The 23,171-nt window shown below is 40.1% G+C and carries 23 protein-coding genes and 3 pseudogenes; 1 reads left to right on the top strand and 25 read right to left on the bottom strand.

Annotated elements, in window-relative coordinates:
* Nucleotides 1-147: 147 nt before the first annotated feature.
* The 18 genes and pseudogenes from KHO06_RS07795 to KHO06_RS07670 form a co-directional block, all read right to left on the bottom strand.
* Entirely contained in the window at nt 148-489 is a 342-nt protein-coding gene (locus KHO06_RS07795) for a hypothetical protein (RefSeq protein ID WP_009696098.1), read from the bottom strand.
* Nucleotides 490-642: 153 nt separating this feature from the next.
* Complete coding sequence (locus tag KHO06_RS07785; protein ID WP_038888886.1) at nt 643-1,113, bottom strand: GNAT family N-acetyltransferase; 471 nt, start codon at nt 1,111-1,113, stop codon at nt 643-645.
* Between the two features lie 338 nt (nt 1,114-1,451).
* A complete protein-coding gene (locus KHO06_RS07780) occupies nt 1,452-2,591 on the bottom strand; it encodes an IS91 family transposase (protein WP_212582358.1) in 1,140 nt (379 codons plus the stop codon).
* 210 nt (nt 2,592-2,801) lie between these two features.
* Nucleotides 2,802-3,806: a hypothetical protein gene (locus tag KHO06_RS07770; protein WP_203535011.1), complete on the bottom strand. Its 1,005-nt coding sequence runs from the start codon at nt 3,804-3,806 to the stop codon at nt 2,802-2,804.
* An 882-nt stretch (nt 3,807-4,688) separates the two neighbouring features.
* Entirely contained in the window at nt 4,689-5,213 is a 525-nt protein-coding gene (locus KHO06_RS07760; RefSeq protein WP_060531596.1) for an AAA family ATPase, read from the bottom strand.
* 154 nt (nt 5,214-5,367) lie between these two features.
* The gene (locus tag KHO06_RS07755) at nt 5,368-6,717 is read right to left on the bottom strand and encodes a P-loop NTPase fold protein (RefSeq protein WP_212582357.1); all 1,350 of its coding nucleotides are present in this window, start codon (nt 6,715-6,717) and stop codon (nt 5,368-5,370) included.
* Between the two features lie 135 nt (nt 6,718-6,852).
* Nucleotides 6,853-7,428, bottom strand: a complete 576-nt coding sequence (locus tag KHO06_RS07750; protein ID WP_212582356.1) for a hypothetical protein — start codon at nt 7,426-7,428, stop codon at nt 6,853-6,855.
* A gap of 25 nt (nt 7,429-7,453) precedes the next feature.
* Nucleotides 7,454-7,598, bottom strand: a pseudogene (locus tag KHO06_RS26810) (DUF3265 domain-containing protein).
* Entirely contained in the window at nt 7,579-7,926 is a 348-nt protein-coding gene (locus KHO06_RS07740; protein ID WP_212582355.1) for a DUF3024 domain-containing protein, read from the bottom strand. The pseudogene KHO06_RS26810 and the gene KHO06_RS07740 overlap by 20 nt, the downstream one beginning before the upstream one ends.
* A gap of 205 nt (nt 7,927-8,131) precedes the next feature.
* A complete protein-coding gene (locus tag KHO06_RS07730; RefSeq protein ID WP_212582354.1) occupies nt 8,132-8,467 on the bottom strand; it encodes an energy transducer TonB in 336 nt (111 codons plus the stop codon).
* A gap of 136 nt (nt 8,468-8,603) precedes the next feature.
* On the bottom strand, nt 8,604-9,356 hold the full coding sequence (locus tag KHO06_RS07725) for a hypothetical protein (RefSeq protein WP_212582353.1): 753 nt from the start codon (nt 9,354-9,356) through the stop codon (nt 8,604-8,606).
* 67 nt (nt 9,357-9,423) lie between these two features.
* A pseudogene (locus tag KHO06_RS07720) lies at nt 9,424-9,541 on the bottom strand (DUF3265 domain-containing protein).
* Nucleotides 9,531-10,562: a DUF5677 domain-containing protein gene (locus tag KHO06_RS07715; RefSeq protein WP_212582352.1), complete on the bottom strand. Its 1,032-nt coding sequence runs from the start codon at nt 10,560-10,562 to the stop codon at nt 9,531-9,533. Before KHO06_RS07715 ends, KHO06_RS07720 begins: the two are co-directional and overlap by 11 nt.
* Before the next feature lie 148 nt (nt 10,563-10,710).
* Nucleotides 10,711-11,118: a GFA family protein gene (locus KHO06_RS07705; RefSeq protein WP_212582351.1), complete on the bottom strand. Its 408-nt coding sequence runs from the start codon at nt 11,116-11,118 to the stop codon at nt 10,711-10,713.
* Between the two features lie 159 nt (nt 11,119-11,277).
* Nucleotides 11,278-12,297, bottom strand: a complete 1,020-nt coding sequence (locus KHO06_RS07695; RefSeq protein ID WP_212582350.1) for an SH3 domain-containing protein — start codon at nt 12,295-12,297, stop codon at nt 11,278-11,280.
* Between the two features lie 225 nt (nt 12,298-12,522).
* Nucleotides 12,523-12,882, bottom strand: coding sequence for a hypothetical protein (locus KHO06_RS07685; protein ID WP_072606153.1), 360 nt, complete (start codon nt 12,880-12,882; stop codon nt 12,523-12,525).
* A gap of 646 nt (nt 12,883-13,528) precedes the next feature.
* Nucleotides 13,529-13,655: pseudogene (locus KHO06_RS07675) on the bottom strand (DUF3265 domain-containing protein).
* Nucleotides 13,645-14,004: a hypothetical protein gene (locus KHO06_RS07670; RefSeq protein WP_074050610.1), complete on the bottom strand. Its 360-nt coding sequence runs from the start codon at nt 14,002-14,004 to the stop codon at nt 13,645-13,647. The pseudogene KHO06_RS07675 and the gene KHO06_RS07670 overlap by 11 nt, the downstream one beginning before the upstream one ends.
* A 294-nt stretch (nt 14,005-14,298) precedes the next feature.
* Between KHO06_RS07670 and KHO06_RS07660 the strand changes: the two genes are divergently transcribed.
* Complete coding sequence (locus KHO06_RS07660; protein ID WP_212582349.1) at nt 14,299-14,655, top strand: hypothetical protein; 357 nt, start codon at nt 14,299-14,301, stop codon at nt 14,653-14,655.
* A 175-nt stretch (nt 14,656-14,830) separates the two neighbouring features.
* Here KHO06_RS07660 and KHO06_RS07650 read toward each other — a convergent pair whose 3' ends face one another.
* The 7 genes from KHO06_RS07650 to KHO06_RS07600 form a co-directional block, all read right to left on the bottom strand.
* Nucleotides 14,831-15,352 carry a GNAT family N-acetyltransferase gene (locus tag KHO06_RS07650; RefSeq protein ID WP_005433929.1) on the bottom strand — a complete coding sequence of 174 codons (522 nt, stop codon included), beginning with the start codon at nt 15,350-15,352 and terminating at the stop codon, nt 14,831-14,833.
* Nucleotides 15,353-16,043: 691 nt separating this feature from the next.
* Nucleotides 16,044-16,730 carry a hypothetical protein gene (locus tag KHO06_RS07640; RefSeq protein WP_050922374.1) on the bottom strand — a complete coding sequence of 229 codons (687 nt, stop codon included), beginning with the start codon at nt 16,728-16,730 and terminating at the stop codon, nt 16,044-16,046.
* A gap of 728 nt (nt 16,731-17,458) precedes the next feature.
* Nucleotides 17,459-17,974 carry a Pycsar system effector family protein gene (locus tag KHO06_RS07630; protein WP_212582348.1) on the bottom strand — a complete coding sequence of 172 codons (516 nt, stop codon included), beginning with the start codon at nt 17,972-17,974 and terminating at the stop codon, nt 17,459-17,461.
* Nucleotides 17,971-18,726 (bottom strand): adenylate/guanylate cyclase domain-containing protein, encoded by a 756-nt coding sequence (locus KHO06_RS07625; RefSeq protein WP_212582347.1) that lies wholly within the window; start codon nt 18,724-18,726, stop codon nt 17,971-17,973. The genes KHO06_RS07630 and KHO06_RS07625 overlap by 4 nt, the downstream gene beginning before the upstream one ends.
* Nucleotides 18,727-18,874: 148 nt before the next feature.
* The gene (locus KHO06_RS07615; RefSeq protein ID WP_140335091.1) at nt 18,875-20,371 is read right to left on the bottom strand and encodes a reverse transcriptase domain-containing protein; all 1,497 of its coding nucleotides are present in this window, start codon (nt 20,369-20,371) and stop codon (nt 18,875-18,877) included.
* A gap of 978 nt (nt 20,372-21,349) precedes the next feature.
* Entirely contained in the window at nt 21,350-21,964 is a 615-nt protein-coding gene (locus KHO06_RS07605) for a hypothetical protein (protein WP_212582346.1), read from the bottom strand.
* Nucleotides 21,965-22,099: 135 nt separating this feature from the next.
* The gene (locus KHO06_RS07600) at nt 22,100-23,002 is read right to left on the bottom strand and encodes a hypothetical protein (RefSeq protein ID WP_212582345.1); all 903 of its coding nucleotides are present in this window, start codon (nt 23,000-23,002) and stop codon (nt 22,100-22,102) included.
* Nucleotides 23,003-23,171 lie beyond the last annotated feature (169 nt).

The raw sequence follows: 23,171 nt of genomic DNA, 5'->3' as shown, positions 1-23,171 counted from the left end.
TTACTGAATTTGAATTGAAACCTAACGCCCTGTTAAGGTGTGAGCAACGCAATAACGATGCTACCGCATACCACCATAAACACTAAAACTAACGTATAGTAAAAATGCCACGCGTTGCGAATCACTCTTAAACAGTTTGTTAGCAATTTAACTAAACGAAGCCCCAAAACCATCAAAGGTACATTGAAACTCCCAACCTTTTGTAACCATAAAGTCTAACCATTGAGCAAGGATGTCTTTGGTTACCGTTGTCGGGTGAGAATATCCTTCAACAAACCATGAGCGGTTAATAAACCCTTCACTTCTGATCAGTGACTCATAGTTTTCGAGAGCATCGTTTAGTTGAATGGCTGATGCTTTATTTGGACATAAGTAGCTAAATTCTAGAACTAACTCTGTTTCGTTGGTGACTCCGTTACTTATTAATGAATCCCAAGTCTCATTGAGCATGTTCAGCTGACTTTCTAAATTCGATTGATAACCACTCAACTCCAATTTCTCCCTGATTGCTAACGCCTTGTTAAGGTGTGAGGCACGCAATACCGAAGCCTCCGCATAGCACCTTAACCACTAAAACTAACGCATAGTAAAAATGCCACGCGTGCTGAATCACTCTTGAACAATTTGTTATGTAGCCGACTTTCAGGCTAGCGCTTTCTGTCCAAGTTGGATTTTGGGCGCAATACCAACTTTGCGATACAAAGCTAGAGCTGATTCATTGAAAGAGTATACTTCTAACCACAGCTCTTCCCCGCCGTTAGAAATAGCCCTTTCCTCAAATGCCTCTATTAGCGCCAGTCCAATGCCTTGGTCTCTAAAACATGAATCCACTACTATTTGTTCAATGCTTGCGATTTTTCGCTGTTTGAGTGTCCAAGACTTACGGACCCATAGCTCACCAAAAACCAAACCTACTAACTGCCCATTGATTTCGGCTACTAGAAAAATTGAGCTTTCACTTTCGATTATCTTGTGTAGGTCTATTTTTTGTTCAATTTCTTCCGGTGATAAAAAGTCGTCAGGTAAATTTGCTTGATGATACTCATTAAGCTGAAACTGTAGTTTCTTGATAACACTGATATCTTCAATGCAAGCTTGGCGAATATTTAACATATATAAATCCTTTTAACTTACCGCCCTCTCGCGGCTACATAACGCTAAGTTAAGGTGTGAGTAACGCTGGCACTAAAACCCGCCTCAAGCCTAAAAGCCCAAGCGTTACGAATCACTCTTAAACGCCTTGTTAAATTGCCGACTCTCCGAAGCCAACAAACGCTGTTAAATTGGCCGAGCGACACTCCATACTTTGGCCATTCTATTCATTAATCCACTCCATTTCATCCACTTACGCATGCGCTATATCGACTATTTCATCACTCAACATTAAAACCAAAACTACCAATAACAACCATCACCCACGACAACTTACTCCACCGCCTGCAAAGATTGCGCTATCTGATTTCAGATTTTTTAAAATCAAGCTCCCATCGACTCAATTTCCTCAGCCTACTCAACGCGCCACCACACTCACTACAACAAGACACTTTCTCTTGTTGCGATAAAAAATCACGCCAAGTGAACTCACTTTTCAAATCCACCTCACCCTGACCATGGCAAACTCTCGCTCGTGTCAGCGATTCTCGACTCCGGTTGTGATAAAGCCCCATAAACTGATACTGAGATTTATACGGTAACGCAATGTGTTGCAACAACCGACCAACGAACTGTTCCGATGACAAAGTGAGACTCTCCTGCTTTTGACGCTCATGAGACCAATATCGGTACTTAACTACTCGGTTGTTGCACTTTAATATCTGACTGTTCTTTATTGCGCCGCCCCGTAGGTAACGCGCTAAGTATTTCGCTACCCCTGACCCATGCTCATATCGCTTTGTGCAATGGACCACCCAGGCCTGCCTGCCCCAGCGATTGAGCAAACTCAATAACTGGGCTTTACTCATTCCCTCCGGTCGAACCAATTCCCCAAGATTAAGTAACTTCTTAATCCCCGCTAAATACTTACCTCGGAACAACTCCATCATCACTTTCGCCGGAAACTGTATCTTCCGCTTCGGTTCAACCCAACCATCTTTCGATAAACCTCCGTGTGTCACCAAGCAATGAATGTGAGGGTGAAACGTTAAATTCCTCGCCCAAGTGTGAAGCGACAATATCGCTCCAAGCGTTGCCCCTAAATACTGCTTATCAGCACTCAAAACTTGCAATGTCTTGCGTACACTTGCGAACAGCAACTTCTGACACGCTTCTCTGTTGTAAAACCAGATGTCATGTAAAGCATGGGGAAGCGTGAAAACCCAGTGATGATGGGGAATGTCTAACAACATTCCCTCAACTTTACGCTGCCAACGTTCCTTCTTGAGTGCTCCACATTGCGGGCAACTTCGATGACCACAACTGTTGTACCAGTAGCCGTTTAAATGTCCTTCTTCACAATAAAGCGCATGACCACCCATCGCTTCTGTACGGCACTTCAATAGGCTACTCACACCCTTAAGTTGATAGAGTGGGAGTTTATGGGTCTGCTGATATTCCGAGAAATGCTGATGCATCACTCTTTGTAGTGTTGGCATACACCAACAATACAAGAAAATGACCGAAAGGAAGGGTGAAAAAAGTAAGGCATTCTGTGTCTCCGAGCTCGCTCGGCAAATTTAACGCCCTGTTAAGGTGTGAGCAACGCAATACCGATGCTGCCGCATACCACCCTAAACACAAAACGCAACGCATAGCAAAAATGCCAAGCGTTGCGAATCACTCTTAAACAGATTGTTATGTGCCGTTTACTTTGGCATCTCTGCATAAGTCACTTTTGCTTGGCGTATTTCACCATTTGCTTCCCTTGCATCAATATGAAGCTTAACTGGTGCACGAGACCATTCGCCTTGCTGAAGCGCAACTAAGAATTTGCGGTCCAATGTAGTATCTTCAACAACAGCTACAAACTCATCTTTTGAGTCGAGACTTCTCAATTTAACTTTGAATGACTCTGGATTTGAAGAATCCACAAATAGAATGCGATATTGGCCGTCTAGCAGGATAGCGTTAGACTTTTTACGCGCATTTTTCATTAATTCAGTAGCACTTTCTCCGTCAATAACAACACCCTGAACCTCAACAGACGTTGCATCGCCACTGCGCTTTATAAGCTCAGCTTTAGCATCATTGCTAAAGTGAGAAATAGTCTGCAACCTTGGTTGCTGAGAAACGATCGAAGCCATAATTTTCGCTCGTTCTGTCTCTTGCTCTTGAGCAAACTTCATTTGCTCAAGCATCGCTCGCTTTTCTTCACTTTGTACTTCTTGAATTCGTGTTTGTACACGACTGTCAAGATAACTTTTATAACTTGAATCAGCGAAGTACAAGGCAGCGAATCCAAGTACTGTAATAGCTATTGTTTTTGCGTCCATTTTTCCAACTAATTCCCCAGCTAAGTTCTCCAAAATTTCTTGGAAATCAATACCAAATAATGAACTGCCTTGTTCAACTTTGATTCTAATTGTTAGAAGGTCTCGCTCATACTGATTAAGCTTTGTTGCTTTAGGGGTATTGTACCGAGCCATAGCATAGCTTCGATAAATGGCACTTTGTAATTCCAGGAAACCCTTCATTAGAGCTGGTGTAATGGTAGCATCGTAACCCTCACCGACAACTCGCAATCTAAATGTTGGCCAACCATCAAAGTGTAGTTTGGCTCCTTCTATATTAAGAATATCTTCGTCGATACCCTTAAGGACCTCAAATAATTGTTCTTCACTTTGAATCGTGATTACAGATTGTTCACTCATGCATTTTTCCTAGCACCATGTAATTTATATGCACGACATTTATATACATTTTATTTTATATAACAATGATAATGGACAAAGATTCGAGAATTTATGATCGATATGAAAGGCACATAACGCCCTGCTAAGGGGTGAGCAACGCAATACCCAAGCCGCCGCATACCACCTTAATCACTTAAACCAACGCATAGTAAAAATGCCACGCGTTGCGAATCCCTCTTGAGCAGTTTGTTAGTCGCGAGGCACCGAGCGACAATTTTAAGCCAAACTAAACTTTGCGAACAACAAACTTTATGTGCTTTGATGCATTTAAGTCAGGCGTAGTCTCAAAGCGGCTATTCAATGAAACCACTTGGAACAAACAACGCCGCAGAAAGCGGACTGACAACGCCCAGAAGCGCTTTTGGAAAACGAATCTCACAGTGCGGACTTTCAACAAAGCCACTGAAACCACGTGGAATTTACAACACCAGAGAAAACGTCCTTTCAGCAAGTAAATAAGCTTTTAAACCAGCAAACTCACCGAGCAGAGTTGCAACCAAAAACAGACTCTCGACTGCCCTGCACTGCCAGCACCAAAGAACAAAACAACCGCTAGGACATTTACAAAACTTGGGACTTGAAACAGTTGAAACAGAGTTTTGACCATCGACGACGCGTCTGCGTATCAAACGATCATCCGCCAAATTCTGAGCTTAGAAACATGATTTTGATTACTAGCTTTTTCTGGCGACTAACGCCTTGTTAAGGTGTGAGGCACGCAATACCAAGGCCTCCGCATACCACCTTAACCGCTAAACCTGACGCATGGTAAAAATGCCACGCGTGCCGAATCACTCTTGAACAATTTGTTATGTTTCATTTTCCACATGTGATCATACTTTAAACTTTGAGTGTCATTGCCTTGATAACTTCTCTAGCAAGTGATTCAGGATCACATTGCGTGGTATCTACTAGAATGTCGTAAGGAAGATGTTTAGGTGTAGTTTCATATCCATGCTTTACTTCAGCCAATGTTCGATCTTCGCGCGCATTCACACGCTGCTCTAAACACTTCCACTCTGCAGTTAAACCTACATAGAAAACACGAAACTCATTTAGGTAGCCTAACAATTCATTTGCTCGACGTTCTGTCGAGACGACATTATCAAAAATCACCTTATTGCCGCAGTTCACTAAACTTTGTACGCACGAAAATGTACCCGCCAATAGTGCATTACGGTCAAATGTATCCCACTTATTATCATAATTACAACCATCTAGGATTGTCTGAGGTAACGTATAAACTACTGTATCGATTGAGAAATTCAACCAAACCTCGTGAGATAGTTGCTTTTGTAGTTCTTTCGCTAACTGTGTTTTGCCCACACATGATGGACCGTCAAGCACGATTAATTGATATGACATTTAAGAATCCTTTCTATTTGATGAACTCGGAAACATAACGCTGCGTTAAGTAGTGAGCAACGCTAACCACCGAACCTAAACTATTGTGCCGTAAACACTAAAATCAAAGCAAACCAAAAATGCCGAGCGTTGCGAATCTGTCTTAAACGCTTTGTTATATTTTGTTCCGAAGTATACGATCTGCAGTCGATGAGTCGTGTGGAAAATCCAATACTTCAGATTCACTAGGAAACCTAAACATTTCAATCACAGAACAAGCTTGTTTAAATTGTTCCACAACAAAAACATTACTGGCTGTTTTCTCTAGCGTAGTTTCATAGTATGAAAGGAAAAACTCAAATACCCATGAATACTCACCAGAAGACTGCACAAAGCGACCAAACTTAACTTGATCATACAGAGATTGAGACTTTACTCTCATTAGAGATGCAGGGATAAAATAGTCTACTAAGTTATCACCAACATTTTTAGGGAGCGATGCCATGCAAAAACTCACATAACTGAAAGCTCTCTCAATTTCTCTAGCATTTAGATTGAGCTTGGAAACACCACATAGATTAACGAACATATCTTTCAATGATTTTTCGTCGATATTACGTTCAATTAAGCTGATTGAAAACTCTGAAATGAAAGAGTCGAAAAGGATACCCAATGACTCTCCCTGATTATCTTCAGCTAAAACTGGTAGTACTGTTTCTATATGAATAAATTTCTCCAAGTATTTAACAGAACCGTCCATATCGACGCCATAAACACTTGAAATTATTCTAGATAATTGAGATTTATTATAAGACAATACAAATATTATGTTCTTTGCGTCGAATAGATGCTTTATTTTTTCTAATACTTTAACTGCAAAATCAGGACGACAACGGTCGAGTTCATCGATGAAAAATACAATTTTCTCATCATTGTTGCTAATACCCTCTAATGCCTGCTTATAAGCCTCTACCGTGCTCTTAGCGTCTGAATATGCTTTGAACTTTTTGTCGACATCAACTTCAAGAGTATCAAAAGTAGTACGTTTAATTACCTTTTGAATAAACTTTACGAGCGAATTTTGGCTCACCACGCCTGAAGTGGCTGTTTTTACAGCTATATCAACACTTAGTTTTGCCAATTCAGTTGCGAGTTCTTTGGTAGCAGACTTAAGATGTTTAATCTGTTCCGATTGACGGTAAGCTGCAGGACCAGAGCCACTATATTTTCTTTTTAGCTCATCGTGAATAGTTGCACCGATGGACAAGAATGCATCATCCATATAATCATTTGCAAATGCATCAAAGTAGATTGGGATTAAGTTGTCTGAAAGACGCATATCGAACATCAACTGGTGAATAAAAGATGTTTTACCCTGCCCCCATTCAGCATCAATGGCTAAAACATAGCCAGTAGTACTATTTTGAAACAGGTTGATTAGGTTTTGGGCATAATCAGCCCTGCCAAAAAGATATTTTGAATCATGACTGATTCTATCTACCTGATGTTGAACAGATATTTTCATATTACCTCGAAAAATATAACGCCCAATTAAGGGGTGAACAACGCTACCCCCCAACCTAACGCATTGTGCCATAAACACTAAATTTGAAGTAGAAGCAAAAATGCCGAGCGTTGTGAATCCCTCTTAAATTGCTTGTTATAACGATGAGTTGATGCCTAAAGTTATAGCAACAAGAGCGAATACATACGGCATAAAGTAAGTGGAAAGACTAGGTTCCTTTAAGAAAATCACTACCGTACATATAAAAATCATAAATCTGTCCGCAGGAGACTCAATACTCTTAGTTTCTGACTTTTGCTGCCCACTTTCCAACTTATATATATGACGAAATGAAATTGACTTAACCACGCCATCACCCGAAACAGATAGCCAATGTCTGTCTGGGTAATATGATCTTTCAAAGTTATCCGATAGACTAAATTTTTTGACCATATACCGATAGCATATCTTTGATGAAATTTCAGAGCCTATCTCAGTGTAGTAGCCGTCTTTCCATGAACCTTTGTAATTTATCCAATAGCGGTAAGTAAACCATGCGAGTAAGCCCCACACAAAATATACAAGTACCTCAGGTTTGTTGAAATGGACATTTATGACCTGTAATCGAACATTATCATCGATAAGCTCACCACCAGCGAGAAAATAAAGCACTATAGATGTTGATAGAACTACCAGGTTTCTTCTATCAGGGTTACTGTCAGATATTGCCAAGTTACCTCCTCGTTATAACGCCCTGTTAAGGGGTGAGCAACGCAATACCGATGCCGCCGCATACCGCCTTAAACACTAAAACCAACGCATAGTAAAAATGCCACGCGTTGCGAATCCCTCTTGAACAGTTTGTTATGTACGTGGTTGGTTCTATCCCCAGAAATACCCATAAGTATCGTCTTCCAATATTTCCAAGAAAGCTTCTAGAAGTTGAATCTCTGGAACTGGCTCATACGAATGCCATTTTTGGTCGGATTTCATCCAGTAAATTTTCCACGCATCACGCGACTTATAATATTTGACTTTGGCTACTGGGCACTCCATTTTTTCGGATGGATCATTCCACTTAGGACGTATCTCGAAGATTTCGATGACTTGCCCCTCTAAACGATACCCAATATCAAGTTGGTTGCGGATCTCTTCTGGCGGCCGACAAGAATCAAGGTACTTCTCCACTACCTTTCTATAACGCTGTTGCTCAATTTCTGAAAATGCCATATCTATCACCTAACCCTTTAATTAAGCTAAGTTTACGACCTAACTTCATACGTTGGCTAGGTTAATTTTCGAGAAAGTACATAACGCCTTGTTAAGGTGTGAGGCACGCAATACCGTAGCCTCCGCAGACCACCTTAAACCCTAAACCTAACGCATGGTAAAAATGCCACGCGTGCCGAATCACTCTTAAACAATTTGTTATGTGCTAGATTTTAAAGACTAATTTTTGTTTTTGATCAATAAGCTCAACATCTTCAAGTGGCTCATATTTCCATTTGGACAACGCTTGTACAGCTACCTTTTCAAAGATCCCCTTTGGGGTGGAATCGATTACAACAATATCAGCCACATCTCCATTTTTAGTAATGTTAAACGTCATGACCACATACCCTGACAGGTTATTCTCTACTGCAACTTTAGGGTATCTCGGCGATACCAACTCTATTGGCTCAAGATCTAAATATTCCGATGAGTAAGTGTTTTCTATAGAACTTGAACACCCTACTACTAAGATCAAGATAAATAATTGCAAAAATCTCATAATCTCTCTCTGACACATAACGCCCAATTAAGGGGTGAGTAACGCTACCACCCAACCTAAAGCATTGTGCTGTAACCACTAAAATTGAAGTAGAAGCAAAAATGCCAAGCGTTGGGAATCCCTCTTAAATTGTTTGTTAGGCTTTTTCCACACTGAGATTTTTCGGTGGAAAAAACTGATTATCTAAATGTTCTTCGAGCGAACTGGACGCCTCGGAAGCCCACAATTCTTCTGCAACAACTCTCAATTTTATATCTGATAAGTTTTTCAAAAGCTCACAGTGCTGGTACATTTCATGTAACGCATTAATATTAAACATGCTGTACTCAAAATGATTCAATAAATGATTAGGTCTTTTACCTTCAAATACTAAAATAGCAAATGCGTTTTTATCAGACTCTTTATCAAAATGACATAAACTCTTGTCTGCCTGTTCAAGCATTGTAAAGTGTGTTTTAAAACCACCCTCAGTGTGCTTGATGAACTCTTCAATATAAAAACGGTCACGCGAAATTTTTAGTGGTTTTTGTGCTCTATCAACAGCTACTTCTCCAAACTTATTTCTAATCGCATCGCCCAAAAGTGAAACACTATCTTGATCGCGCTTTATACCACTACAACCTTTAAACAATTGTCGATAAAAGAGGACTGCTGATGAATATATATGATAAGCAAAAGCGGTATTAGACGGGAACTGAATTAAGTCTTGAGCAAAAATCAATCCTTGGCATGCTAGCCTCATGTTTTCTGAAAATAACAACAAAGACTTGTATTCATCTGCCTTGATGCCGGTTAAAACTGCTGCTGAGGGTTCAGTAAGTTGCTTTTGTGTAGCTAGTTCGCGAACCCTAGATATAAGTTGATTTTCGCAATGAATTTTTTTCATCATACCTTTACTATTCTTATTAACCACCGACATCCACACTGTAATTTTTCGGGTAAAGCCTAACGCCCTGTTAAGGTGTGAGCAACGCAATACCGAAGCTGCCGCATACCACCTTAAACACTAAAACCAACGCATAGTAAAAATGCCACGCGTTGCGAATCACTCTTAAACAGTTTGTTATAAATCAGTATTCCTCGAAAGCCTGAGAAACTCACGACCAATTTTATCTGAGTACTTTGCCGCTATTTGCAGCATTACAATTGTATCCATCGAGGGCTTATAGGTCAGTAATGTACTCGTTACCCCGAGTAAACTAATGGCTGTAGCATGAGCCGGATCTGTCATACCTGAATTGCTTTGCCCAACTACTAATATGTCTTCGCTACAATCAGCAAGGGCTAAGCGGTTTCTCAAACCTTTCGAGCCTGCATGAATATTTTGGCTTGCCCATTTATAATAAGGGCGCATATGTTCAAGCCCCACGTCTTTCTCAATAGCACCGAATCCTACGCGACTATGTCCCGGAAACAAATATGCAGCCCACCCATAATGCCCAGCGTAGTTTCTACCATATTTTATGATGAGATCATCATAAACCTTTTTCAATTCATTCGTTTCTATATCTGTTGGTCCCTTTGCTTGTAACCGGTCTTCGTATTTACGATGCTCTTTCATAGCGTCATAAGCATCCACAACATCATGAAAATAAAAGCGTTCGGCACACTCTTGACCGTGATTAAAAATGAATAAGGCAGTGGCATTCACTTCATGTAACGCTCTCCATCTTGAGTGCGCAGCATCAGGGAACCCATTCTTTAATAAGCATAAAATTTCGTTTGCTATGTGGCAGGCTCTAGCGTGATGACGAACTAATAGGTCAAATATCAAGTCCCCTTGTTCTGCTGCTTCTGGGCGATACTTTGAATTTAGAGTTGCTCCTGCTTCAGTGCAGATTACGATATGCGTTTCAAGTAGATCAAAAGCCGATTGCCATTTTTCAACATTCATATCCGCAAACGAGCTAAAATCTGACCTGCGATGTGAAAGCATTTCAGGCATTGAGGAATGCAATGATTTACCGATCATTTCTACAAATTCTGGAGTTAAGTCAGCAACCAGCTTTTTGATATCTAGCTCTCGCGCTTTAGCTGGGTTATCAGCAACCAAATCCTCGAGGATTTTATTGAATTGTTCTTGAATAGTTCTCATAAATATTTCTGATTTATAACGCCATGTTAAGGGGTGAGCGACGCAATACCGATGTTGCTGCAACCACCTTAAACACAAAAATCAACGCATAGTGAAAATGCCACGCGTTGCGAATCCCTCTTGAACATTTTGTTAGCTGCTAGCCCGGCTACTTAGGAAAAACCTTTACATTCTTTGGTATCTGATACCAATCTAGTTTTTCGCTTACCCAAACATGTGCTTGAGGTTCAAAAATATCAGCTCGCGACATACCAATTGGTTTTAGCTTTAACTTTACTGTTTCAGGTGCATCTGGGTTGAAATGGTAAATTCTATTTCCACAATTTGGACAGAACATCGCGCAATTACGATTACCACTATCAGCTAAACGCTCCCAACTTTTCAGTTGGCCAGAAAACTCAATTTTCTCCGCATCGACAACTGCTGTTATGCTAAATGGGCTAGTTGATAGCTTTTGGCACTCTGTACAGTGACACGCAAAAACCATTAATGGTTTTTCATATAATTCATAGGTAACTTGCCCGCACTGACATGCTCCATTAAGTGGATAGTCCATTTATTGTTCCTCCTCTGAACATGGATGGCAGCTAACGCCCTGTTAAGGTGTGAGCAACGCATTACCGAATGCTACCGCATACCACCTTAAACACTGAACGCAACGCATAGTAAAAGTGCCATGCGTTGCGAATCACTCTTAAACAGTTTGTTAGCTTAATTACCTAAAGCGCTCTGTATACTCATTAAACACCCACCCCTCAAGCGTGCTACCATCTTTTTGAGGTACAGCAACCTTTACCCAGCTGCGCTCTTTCTCTAACACGTACACCAGTTGACCAAAGACTAAGTGAGAAATAATTTCTGCTTTCACAGAAGCAGAAGATCTTAAACGAACTCCATCACCACTAATAAACCTATTCGTAGCAGTGACCTCAACTCCTGTACTTTGAGGCAACTTTTTAATTGTGTTTTTCTGTACTCGAAGAGGTTCGTTGTTATTTTGGAGATACTCTGTCACTAACGGTTGCACATAAACAGCAACAAATAGAGGCATTACGATGACATTAAATAAGTACTTAAGAAAAAATAGGAAAAAAGTGGGTAACTTTTGAAGAGTTCTCTCGGCGTCTCTTTCAGAGATTTGCTCTTCTTGAAGGTTATCTCCAACCTCCGCCAATACTTCTGAAAATTCAGATAACTCTTGTTCGGTATATAAAGAGTTGAGCGCATCAAAATTACTCAGCGATGCTGCATTTATGACAAAATTAAAGGCATCAATTTGTTTCAAAGATGCTGCATTTACAGCTAGGTCAAAGGCTTTAAGTTGATTCAAAGACGCTGCATTCACAACTGAGTCAAAGGCTTTAAGCTGATTCAAAGACGCTGCACTTACAACTGAGTCAAAAGCTTTAAGTTGATTCAAAGATGCTGCATTTACAACTGAATCAAGGGCTTTAAGCTGATTCAAAGATGCTGCATTTACAACTAAATCAAGGGCTTTAAGCTGATTCAAAGACGCAGCATTTACAACTGAGTCAAGAGCTTTAAGCTGATTCAAAGATGCTGAATTTACAGCTAAGTCAAAGGCTTTAAGTTGGTTCAAAGACACTGCATTTACAACTGAGTCAAAAGCACTAAATGGCTTCAAAGAAGTAGCATTTACAACTGAGTTAAAAGCATCAGACTGCTTCAATTGAGCATGATTTTTGAACGATTCCATAAATTCAACATGTTTCATCAGCGAAGGTTTTCCAAAAACACTAAACAACTCTAAGTTACTACTGTACTTACTCAAATGCCACTTTTATCCGATTAAGCTAACGCCTTGTTAAGGTGTGAGGCACGCAATGCCGCAGCCCCCGCATACCACCTTAACCACTAAAACTAACGCATAGTAAAAATGCCACGCGTGCCGAATCACTCTTGAACAATTTGTTATGTGCGTAGTTCAAAACCCGCACCGTTAACTGAGTTTTGTCGGAAGATCTACTGGAATTTCAAATTGAACACGATGTGCAGTATGCGATTCGTCTAAATTCTTCACGCCGCCACCGATTGATAAAACAGCCAGTTTAGCTTTTGCGCTAGCATCAACTCCGGATGTTTCTTTTACTTGCAGTGCGATATCAAACTTGATGGTCTGTTTTTCTGGACGCACATTAGAATCAGTAGATCCAACAACACCGAATCCATCGCTCTGATATTCTGTATGAGTTCGAGCTGGATTTACTTTACCACCGAGTCTCTCAACTTCTTCCGTTGCATCTTTAACGCCCTTTGCAATCTGGACAAGAGTTTCTTTTATGTATTCATCTAGCTGCATTTTTTCTCCTAGCACATAACGCCCTGCTAAGGGGTGAGCAACGCAATACTAAAGCCGCCGCATACAACCTTAATCACTAAATTCAACGCATAGTAAAAATGCCACGCGTTGCGAATCCCTCTTGAGCAGTTTGTTAGTCGCGAGGCACCGAGCGACAATTTTAAGCCAAACTAAACTTTGCGAACAACAAACTTTATGTGTTTTGATGCATTTAAGTCAGGCGTAGTCTCAAAGCGGCTATTCAATGAAACCACTTGGAACAGCCAACGCCGCAGAAAACGGACTGACAACACCAAAAAAGCGCTTTTGGAAAACCAATCTCACAGTGCGGACTTTCAACAAAGTCACTGAAACCACGTGGAACTTACCACACCAGAGAAAACGTCCTTTCAGCAAGTAAATAAGCTTTTAAACCAACAAACTCACCGAGCAGATTTGCAACCAAAAACAGATTTTCGATTACCCCGCTCTATCACCACCAAAGAACGAAACAACCGCTTGGAAAATAGTAATACATTGATTTAAAACCGATGAAACTGAGGTTTGACCGTCGAAGATGGAACTATGAATCAAACAACCAGTAGCCAAGTTTTGAGCTTAGAAACATGATTTTGACTGCTAGCTTTTTCTGGCGACTAACGCCTTGTTAAGGGGTGAGCAACGCAATACCGATGCCGCCGCATGCCACCTTAAACACTAAAACCAACGCATAGTAAAAATGCCACGCGTTGCGAATCCCTCTTGAACAATTTGTTAGGTGAATTATCGCGCACCCAGCTCCTTTAGTTTCCTTGCACTTTTTAGAACAGGTTGAAGATAGTTCTCTAGCGCTAAAAACCATTGCGGCTCAGACAACTTACCATCAGAGCCAACTTCTAAGGGAGGTACCCAATCTTTGTGCCGATTAAAAAGATCTGGGATTGAATCACTAACATTCGACAATTGATTTTGGTTAAAACCATTGCAAATCAGCTCATCTACGTCAAACAAAGCACGCTCGTATATTGAAATTATCTTGGCATCGTTATGGTTTAGTTGAAGATGAGCAATTAAAAGCGTCAAACGTCCTTTTAAGTCGTTTAGCTGCATCAATCTATCATTATTTGTGTAGTGATATTCCATTAATTCACCTAACGCCCTGTTAAGGGGTGAGCAACGCAATACTAAAGCTGCTGCAAACCACCTTAATCACTAAAACCAACGCATAGTAAAAATGCCACGCGTTGCGAATCCCTCTTTAACAGATTGTTAGGCATTCATCTGCACCAAACACACAATCGTCTTTTACTACACCGCATAACCCAAACAAAAGGTACAATACATGATATTTATCAATACAACATTCTGATTCGCACATTAAATTATGAGCTCAATCCAGCTATAAAACTGAATGCACAACAATAAAAAGGAATCATAATGATCAATACAACAGCGTCAACTCAATACAACGATTGGATTGGCGGAGCCGCTTTCGACAATGCCGACATTACTGCTCTTTCAGACTACGCTAAAAAGAACCAGCTTATTGGTGCTGATGACATTATCTACAGCTTTGAAGCTAGTTACTGCCACCTACGTCAAGAGATGATGGTTTCAGTCTTTTACACCGACATTCATTTCGATGAGTTCAAGAAATCAGGAGCTGAACTTTCCAAGAAAGAATTCGATGTTCCAGTTGCCGAGTTTTTCACACTATTTAAACGTGCTAACTTCGCAGTAGCAAAAAAAAGGGTTGTAGTACATAAACTTCAACTAAGTAAGGCTCTTCAGTGAGCCTTATTTCCACCTTAATGCACTATTTAACTTAGTGATGCCTAACGCCCTGTTAAGGGGTGAGCAACGCAATACAAGAGCCGCCGCATACCGCCGTAAACACTAAAACCAACGCATAGTGAAAATGCCACGCGTTGCGAATCCCTCTTGAACAGTTTGTTAGCCCTGTGGTTGACTAGTACATATAACCTAGCCAATCAAAATGTCCAACACCCCACTGCTTATCTCTGAGTGGTTTCACATACAGTTCATCAAGATGCTCTACAGCAACTCCAAAGTTGGTGTGCTCGTGAAGCCTTAACCAAGACTGCATGCACTGAACTTGGTAAAAGCCGTTTGTAGAGTAGAAATCATGTAACTCAGATATAAGGATTATGAAATCCACATCTTTAGTTTCAGCAAATGCCGATAATTCTGACAACATAAAAGAGCCAATACCTTGCCCTCGATAACGTTCGTCAACACAAAAGTCGATTACGCCCAGAACCTTATGTATTTCCCCGCCGACACTAACAACGCGATAATCCAGTCCAAGATAGCCAACCAGCTGTTCACCTTGAAAATGAAGGGCACGCATATGAGGCAACTGCTTAAAGTAAGAACGACTTACTTGGCTATCTGGAAAAGCTTGATTTCTTAATGCTTCGATTGCCTTATGATGCAATTCTGAAACATCTATTTCTTGTACGATTTCCATATCGTTTCCTCGAAAAGGGCTAACGCCGCATTAAGGTGCGAACAACGCAAAACATCTAGCCCAAACCATTGCACCTTAAACACCAAAGCCAAGTTTAAACTGAGATCGCCAAGCGTTGTGAGTCACACTTAAATGCTTTGTTAGGCGCTTCACGCAAATAGTTAAAATTGGATTTAGAAAACCACCCTTTGGGAAAAAGAAATACACGTAATCCACTGAATTTAATTAAAACCCAAATGCTAAAGCGGCTAAGTCTCTTAAACCCACTGCAACCAAAAAACCAAAGAAATTGGCAAATCAGCACATAAAAATGGAATTTGAAAAGGCTAACTTTCAGAGCGAAATTTCAGCCAATAGACACGTTTCGGCGACAGACAAACTTGAAGCGATTTGAGCCAAAGAAACTAACAACACACTGGCTACAACACTGAATGAGGCAACCCGCAAACCTTGACATGTTTTACGGGTTGAGTGATTCAAGAACTTGAGAAGACAAAGCCAAATTGCCGAAAAAACCAGAACAGATGGCCAAAGAGAAACTAAAGATTTGAACCAAGAAATTTCTTACTGCGCCTAACGCCTTGTTAAGGTGTGAGGCACGCAATACATAAGCCTCCGCATATCACCTTAACCACTAAACCAGACGCATGGTAAAAATGCCACGCGTGCCGAATCACTCTTGAACAATTTGTTATGTGGAAAATAATGCCGTTATGAACTCTAGCTTGCCGCATGTTAACCCCAAAGCTAGCCATCCCAATAAATATGGACCTAATAGATCTAGCTGCTCACGCGAGTTAATAAGTGCACTAAATTGGTACTTTGCTTCAAACATAAACAGACTTAACAACTTCACTGGTGTCCACTTCTCGTGAAATTTGTTACAACTAACAAAATCATCGTAGTACTCTTCTTCACCATACTCACCTAAGTAACGAGATGAATAGACAAGTTCTCGCTGGAAAAAACCTGAGATTTTGTACTTAGGTGACTCTACGCCCGGCTCGTCTAGAGCTGATATATTCAAGCAATCACCAACCAAGCCATATACTCCACTATCCTCTTTCTGATATCTAAAGATTTTTCGATTGGAAAGCATGTGTTCACACCATATATCGCTTAAACTTTGATGGTATTTACGAGCATATGAATAATATCTAACCATCAAATATATCGTCGCGATAAAGAATAATTCATTTATTCCTTGCTGATTTGTGAATTCAATTTTGAAAAGGAACGTATTTGCCTCTTTTATGACTGCACCACTAAAATTTAAAGCAATCAAGATAGAAGATAAAAGTGCCAAGTTTCTACGCTTAGACTTCAATCCTTCATCATGCTCAATTTCATTTCTGATTTCTATTATACTTTCACTCATCTACTTACTTTGCTTTTCCACATAACGCCAAATTAAGGTGTGAACAACGCTAACACCTTACCTAAAGCATTGTGCCATAAACACTAAACTGGCTTGAAGTAAAAGCGCCGAGCGTTGTGAATCACTCTTAAATTTATTGTTATGTTTTACCACAAGCGCATGATTTACATGAGAAAGAACTGCTATTTCTGACTAGTTCTCTGAAGCAAGCCACAAGGCCAGAACCAACTTTGCCGCAAAAGGCGACCAACAAGAAACCAGTAATTCCACTTCCCTTCCCAATGAGGCAACCCAACTAAGCACCAACAAGCGCCCTATCTTTCCAACCAAAGCGCAAAAACAATGCTAAGTTGCCGAGACGACTGCCAAGCCGAAATGCTGATTGGCTAAGAACCTAAAAGCGACTTAAAGCCAGTTAAACTAGAAGCCAACCACCACGACCTGACAATGAAGCAACCCGCGAACATTGGCATGTTTTACGGGCTGAGAGATTCAAGAACTTAGATCGACAATGCGGATTTGCTGAGTCTACTAGGAACGAATTGCCAAAGGGACAAAGAACTAGAGCCTAAGACCTTTAAGCCTTTGAAATTAAAGTAAACATAACGCCCTGTTAAGGTGTGAGCAACGCAATACCGAAGCCGCCGCATACCACCTTAAACACTAAACGCAACGCATACCAAAAATGCCACGCGTTGCGAATCACTCTTAAACAGTTTGTTATGATTTCACTTTTTGCACATTTTTAAAATCACAATGAACAAAGGGCTCAATATAGCTGAGAGTGTAAAAACAACAGCAAAGTCAAACTGCTTGAACTTAGCCCATGCGACCTTAGAGTTGGTAGTGATTTGGTCTGCATACATGAGCTCGACTTTGTAGTTTTCCGAATTTTCAGGTTGACCATCGTACAATTCTTCAACATAAGATTTTGCTGAGTACTTTCGAGCGACACCAAAATAAAGCAAATTTTCGCCTTTCTCTCTTTTGGGCACTTTAAACCAAGGCATATTTAGTTTTGGGATAAATGATATAAACGAAATACAAAGTCCTATAGCCAACAAAGAAATTGACATCAAAAGATAACCTTGAAAATAGCTGTCCAAATTTCTATTTGATTCTATTATACGGAAGATGCCCCAAATAGAAGCTGAACAAAACGCTATATTGGCAGCGTTTTTAGCTTCAGCATACTTAACCCAGTCGTTTACCTTTGAAAGTGTATCTTTTAGTACGTCTATCACCACATACCACCAAAGCTTGAATCACTAGACTTACAGTTATTTTTATGCCATTCGTCCATAGTTATGTTAATAACACTACCATGATAACAATCATGTTCCCAGTTCTCGGATAGCAACCCTTTATTATGCTGATTAAGGTTCCCGTAGAACACATTTGAGACCATAATTTCTTCATTGCCCCAGCCTTTATTTGCATTGTTACATAGGTTAGAAGCTTCGTTTACTACATCCCCCATCCAAACAATTTCGTTCAAAGAGCTGCCTTTATAGCCAGATTTGATCATTAAAGCTCGTCCATAGGCTAAACCAATACCAACTTTAATCTCTGTTATATTTCGCTTACTAAGTTTGTAGTTTAAGGTCTTTATAAGAGAATTTATCGTATACGCGTCTTGAAACACACGATCAATATTAACCTTGGATGGTGTATCATAAATTGCGCTTACGCAATCACCATCAACACGTATTTCCTTACACAATGGGTTACCATTGACAATAGCCACGACTTCTGAAATGTAGCTTCGATAAAGCTTTGCTAATGTTGGCCTCTTATGCTGATTGGGTAAGTCAGAAGAACCTCTTATATCTACAAACAATGCAGCACAATTAACATAAAAGCCGTTTTTAAAAGTAAGTTTATCACGCGCAGGTATAGACTTAAGCTCTTCAAAGCTCTTATCTGACTCATCAAGGATTTCATCTATTCGTGAAAAACTATCTAAATATTTGTATTCTTTGAAATTTGATTCCACGTAACCTCCTGTGAATCATAACGCCCTGTTAAGGTGTGAGCAACGCAATACCGAAGCCGCCGCATAGCACCTTAAACACTAAACGCAACGCATAGTAAAAATGCCACGCGTTGCGAATCACTCTTAAACAGTTTGTTAACTGGCTTTTCTACCGGTAATCATAGTTTAGTGAGTCTGGGTTCATTACCCTTTCTATACCACTTTCAAGAAGCCCTTTACTTAAAGCTTTGCTGATTAATAGAAAGCTTGGTATTTCGAGTAGATGCTTTCCATGAACTTTTGTTGTTGAGCAAGTTGCAAGTAACTGAGCCTTACTAAGACCAAAAGGAAAAATATGCCCTCTATTTAGCCTGTGAGCTCTCAGCATGCGCTCACGTTTTTTAAGCACTCGATGTATAACAGATAAAAGCCACCCGTCTAGAGCCTCTAGTTGCTCATAATCATTAACGAGGGGATAAAAGCTCATAACACCTTTGAAATAAATACGTTTAGTACGCCCAGATAAGTAGTCCTTTATCTGTTTTTTACTCAACCCACCATACATATAGCGACGAACTTGCATCATTGCTGTTAAGAAGTAGACATCACCTGTAGAGGGATAATGTTGCCCTGCAAGCGAAGATTGCTTCAATGGCTGTATCAGGTTTCGATAAAGGATATAAGAAAGCTGTTTTTTAATTTTTTTAACAGACTTATCCTTAATAGACACTTTATCAACTGACAGAGTGTATCCAAGGAAATCAAGAGAGTATTTAGGTTTAATTTCTGAAGGAAAGCCTTTTTTCGTTAAAAGTGATATACCATCAGATTTTGCAGCATTAATTTTTACACCAGCTTCATCAGAAAACTGGTTAATGAGCCCAAATGAGTTACATACTTTACTGTAATCTGGGGTCCAAACTATTGTGTCATCTGCATACCTAGAAAATTTCACACCTTCTTTCTCTAAAGATGTATCAAATTTCCAACACGTTAAATTAGCCAAGAACAAACTGATAGAGGTACCTTGAGGAATACCTTTATCACGATTATTTAGGAACGCCTTAATGATATATTTTTCTTCAGGGCTAATGAAAAATCCGTTTTCATTAAACTGGGCATTCAGATATGAATGTGAAATTGAACCAAAGAAATCTGAAAAGTCGAACTCTGCAACAAAAGTACGCTCGTTTCGCTGTAGATCTACAGCAATATCTTGAATAGCAAAATGTACATTCCGGTCATTACGGTATGCATAAGAGAATGAACTGAATCTATGCTTGTTCTTAGCTAATAGTCTATTAAAAAATAGCTTCGAAATAGCAGCGTCGGGGATTTGAAAAATTGACACCTTTCTTTCACCACCATCGGACTTAGGAACAGTCTTAATATATGGTTCGTTTGGTAGGTAAGTTCGGCTTTCAATCCTTTTAGCTATCGATTTGGCTATACTTTTGTGCTTTTTTCGAACATAGAAAGGATTGAACTTTTTATCAATCTTCCAGTAATTAGGCGTATGAACTTCCTTTTTGGGTGCTGTGTGCCCCAAACGGGTAATATTGCGCTTATGCTCTAGATGAAGTCTATTATGGTATTCGTGGTACCTTGTAATTAGTTTTTCCGATTCTTCTTTGAGAACGTGTGCAATTTGCTTTTCTAAACTCATAACCAACCTAATACAAAAAAGCCTGAGCAAAGCTCAGGCTCTTCCACGGTGTCAACCCAAGTAAAAGTAAGTTACCATTTGGTTGACGAAAATTTGACCCTTCGCCCCCGTCAGAAGTGGGTTACACTGCTGAAAACTTCCCCGAAAGCAAGTAGAAGGCGACACCGTTGTTCCCATTGGGAACTTACCGAACAAGATACACAATAAGGTAATAATGATCAAGTTGAATATGCAGTATGTGAAGCCAGTTAACGCCCTGCTAAGGGGTGAGCAACGCAATACAAAAGCCGCTGCAAACCACCTTAATCACTAAAATCAACGCATAGTGAAAATGCCACGCGTTGCGAATCCCTCTTGAGCAGTTTGTTAGTTTGCAAACCCAAAGCGTTGCTTTTACGTTATTTTAAACTCTGCAAACAATAAGTTTTAAGTTTTTGATGCACTTAAGCCAGGCGTAGTCTCAAAGCAGCTACTCAAAGAAACCACGTGGAACAAACAACGCCGCAGAAAACGAACTTACAACACCAAAAAACGCTTTTGGAAAACCAATCTCACAATGCGGACTTTCAACAAAGTCACTGAAACCACGTGAATTTTCCACACCAGAGAAAACGTCATTTCAGCGAGTAATTCGGCTTTTGTATCAACAAACTCAACGAGCAGAGTTTCAGCAAAAACGTTCGACTCAGTGAACCCACAAAAGTCGCCGCACCAAAGAACCAATCAACCGTTGAAGCGATGCCAATTATGGATTTTTACCACGTTAATTAACACTGAAATTGAACGTCGACACGACAATTTCAACTTTGAGCTTTTGCCACTAGATCTTGCGATATAGCTGCGTTTTTTCTCTTGCAAACTAACGCCGCGTTAAGTGGTGAGCAACGCTACCACCATACCTAAACTATTGTGCCGTAAACACTAAAGCCGATTCGAACTGAAAATGCCAAGCGTTGTGAATCCGTCTTAAACGCCTTGTTATACGCAAACTCGATTACACGCTTCAATCTCGATACTCTTTAATTTGGGGCATTTTTCTGTGCCATTCAAAGAAGATAGAAGTGGGCAGTTATAGAGATCCAGCAACTTCAACTTAGATAGGCGTTCTATTCCATCAAGGTTTTCTAGCTTTCTCGAAGTAAGGTACAACTGTTCTAAGTTTTCCATACCACTTAGCGACTCTAGGTTCTGATTTGGGTAATTCTGGATATTTAGCTTCCTGACTTTATTGAGGGTAAGCACTGAACTTAGACCTTTAGACCAAGTAGCTAAAAAAACCTTCAAATCGGAAAAGTTCGAAAAATCTATTTTTTGTTGGCTTTTGCACTGAAGTCCTACTACTTCCAACTGTGGTAAAGATTCAATACTCTTCAACCCGGTTGCATCCCAAACATATATCTCCAAACTTTTTAAAAAAGTAAGTTTTGATATGAACGAAATGTCTCGTTCTTTGAAACCCAATGAGTTAGCCAATCGAAGAGCCTTGATGTTGTTAGAAAGCATGTAATTTAAGACATGATCTGACCAAGAGCCCTTTAAGATTAAGACCTTACCTACCCCGTTTTCATCATCACGAATTTCGAATTTGTCCATTTCTCGCCTTTGCGTATAACGCCGCATTAAGGTGTGAGCAACGCTACCACGAAACCTAACCACACCACCGTAAACACAAAACTCAACGATAGAATGAAAAATGCCAAGCGTTGAGAATCACTCTTAAATGCTTTGTTATAGCTTCACACGCGCATATGTTTGTTGTATCAGCAGATCCTCTGGGTACAACAGCGTGAGAAGGTGAAAAATTGCACACTCTATATCCTTAACGTAGTCATTCGCTTTTTGGCTATCTATGCTTGCACCATCATGTCTATGTACGAGAATATTTCGAATTTCAACACCGTGAATAATCTTCTTTCTATATGGTGACGCCTCACCTAAATACGCCTCCAAAATTTTACCATATAGTTTACTTAAAGGTGGTGATGGCATATCTAACAATAATAATTCAAGTTCAGGCCGAGCTTTGGATAAAACCTCTTTTACTGCTAATTCGGCGGCAATAGTCGCATCAATCCATTTATGATGCGGAGAAGATTCAGACTTTGCTCGATGCAAATGTCGCATTGCTAGCAAGGATTCAACTTCATTATCCAGTGAAGCCCGAATCAGGTTTGACGAGTCTGCTGTTAATGGGCATATGGACGCATGAACAGACGAAACACTGAACCTAGACGGTAGCGCCCTCAGAGAAGTTTCATTTTCCCCCCATAACTCAGACTTAATTGAAAACAACTGCTCTTTGATGTCAAAGTGATTGAGATGATATTTGAGCATAGTTAAAACTTGACGTACAAATACTCGTACTTCGGAAAAAATACTAGTTATGTCCGCATCGCATTTTTGAGAGAGTTTATCCCCGTCAAAGCGCCCTAGATTTGATAGTTCATCCAAACTACTATCTTCTAATTCAGCTCCTGTAACCAAAGCCAAAATGCTATTTGAGTGGTATGACACAGTTAGGTTTATTTCACCTCTGCCAATTTTTTTAGTAAACGTAACATCTGAATCAGACTCACTAATAGGACGATCTTTCAAAATCGTATATTGACACTCAATGTATATTGGTTTCATTCTATCTCCTGAGCTATAACGCTCTGCTAAGGGGTGAACAACGCAATACCGAAGCCGCTGCATACCGCCTTAATCACTAAAATCAACGCATAGTAAAAATGCCACGCGTTGTGAATCCCTCTTGAGCAGTTTGTTAGTTTGCAAACCCAAAGCGTTGATTTTAAGTCAT

This window comes from Vibrio sp. B1FIG11 (assembly GCF_905175335.1).
Taxonomy (GTDB): domain Bacteria; phylum Pseudomonadota; class Gammaproteobacteria; order Enterobacterales; family Vibrionaceae; genus Vibrio; species Vibrio campbellii.
This window is presented reverse-complemented; position numbering and strand designations above follow the sequence as displayed.

What these genes read in the sequence shown, in the direction of transcription:
- KHO06_RS07770 (WP_203535011.1), bottom strand. Translation starts at nt 3,806, where the DNA reads ATGAGTGAACAATCTGTAATCACGATTCAAAGTGAAGAACAATTATTT.
- KHO06_RS07660 (WP_212582349.1), top strand. Translation starts at nt 14,299, where the DNA reads ATGATCAATACAACAGCGTCAACTCAATACAACGATTGGATTGGCGGA.
- KHO06_RS07730 (WP_212582354.1), bottom strand. Translation starts at nt 8,467, where the DNA reads ATGAGATTTTTGCAATTATTTATCTTGATCTTAGTAGTAGGGTGTTCA.
- KHO06_RS07670 (WP_074050610.1), bottom strand. Translation starts at nt 14,004, where the DNA reads ATGGAATATCACTACACAAATAATGATAGATTGATGCAGCTAAACGAC.
- KHO06_RS07725 (WP_212582353.1), bottom strand. Translation starts at nt 9,356, where the DNA reads ATGATGAAAAAAATTCATTGCGAAAATCAACTTATATCTAGGGTTCGC.
- KHO06_RS07605 (WP_212582346.1), bottom strand. Translation starts at nt 21,964, where the DNA reads ATGGACAAATTCGAAATTCGTGATGATGAAAACGGGGTAGGTAAGGTC.
- KHO06_RS07640 (WP_050922374.1), bottom strand. Translation starts at nt 16,730, where the DNA reads ATGAGTGAAAGTATAATAGAAATCAGAAATGAAATTGAGCATGATGAA.
- KHO06_RS07695 (WP_212582350.1), bottom strand. Translation starts at nt 12,297, where the DNA reads ATGAAACATGTTGAATTTATGGAATCGTTCAAAAATCATGCTCAATTG.
- KHO06_RS07760 (WP_060531596.1), bottom strand. Translation starts at nt 5,213, where the DNA reads ATGTCATATCAATTAATCGTGCTTGACGGTCCATCATGTGTGGGCAAA.
- KHO06_RS07715 (WP_212582352.1), bottom strand. Translation starts at nt 10,562, where the DNA reads ATGAGAACTATTCAAGAACAATTCAATAAAATCCTCGAGGATTTGGTT.
- KHO06_RS07685 (WP_072606153.1), bottom strand. Translation starts at nt 12,882, where the DNA reads ATGCAGCTAGATGAATACATAAAAGAAACTCTTGTCCAGATTGCAAAG.
- KHO06_RS07780 (WP_212582358.1), bottom strand. Translation starts at nt 2,591, where the DNA reads ATGCCAACACTACAAAGAGTGATGCATCAGCATTTCTCGGAATATCAG.
- KHO06_RS07615 (WP_140335091.1), bottom strand. Translation starts at nt 20,371, where the DNA reads ATGAGTTTAGAAAAGCAAATTGCACACGTTCTCAAAGAAGAATCGGAA.
- KHO06_RS07600 (WP_212582345.1), bottom strand. Translation starts at nt 23,002, where the DNA reads ATGAAACCAATATACATTGAGTGTCAATATACGATTTTGAAAGATCGT.
- KHO06_RS07705 (WP_212582351.1), bottom strand. Translation starts at nt 11,118, where the DNA reads ATGGACTATCCACTTAATGGAGCATGTCAGTGCGGGCAAGTTACCTAT.
- KHO06_RS07740 (WP_212582355.1), bottom strand. Translation starts at nt 7,926, where the DNA reads ATGGCATTTTCAGAAATTGAGCAACAGCGTTATAGAAAGGTAGTGGAG.
- KHO06_RS07785 (WP_038888886.1), bottom strand. Translation starts at nt 1,113, where the DNA reads ATGTTAAATATTCGCCAAGCTTGCATTGAAGATATCAGTGTTATCAAG.
- KHO06_RS07650 (WP_005433929.1), bottom strand. Translation starts at nt 15,352, where the DNA reads ATGGAAATCGTACAAGAAATAGATGTTTCAGAATTGCATCATAAGGCA.
- KHO06_RS07755 (WP_212582357.1), bottom strand. Translation starts at nt 6,717, where the DNA reads ATGAAAATATCTGTTCAACATCAGGTAGATAGAATCAGTCATGATTCA.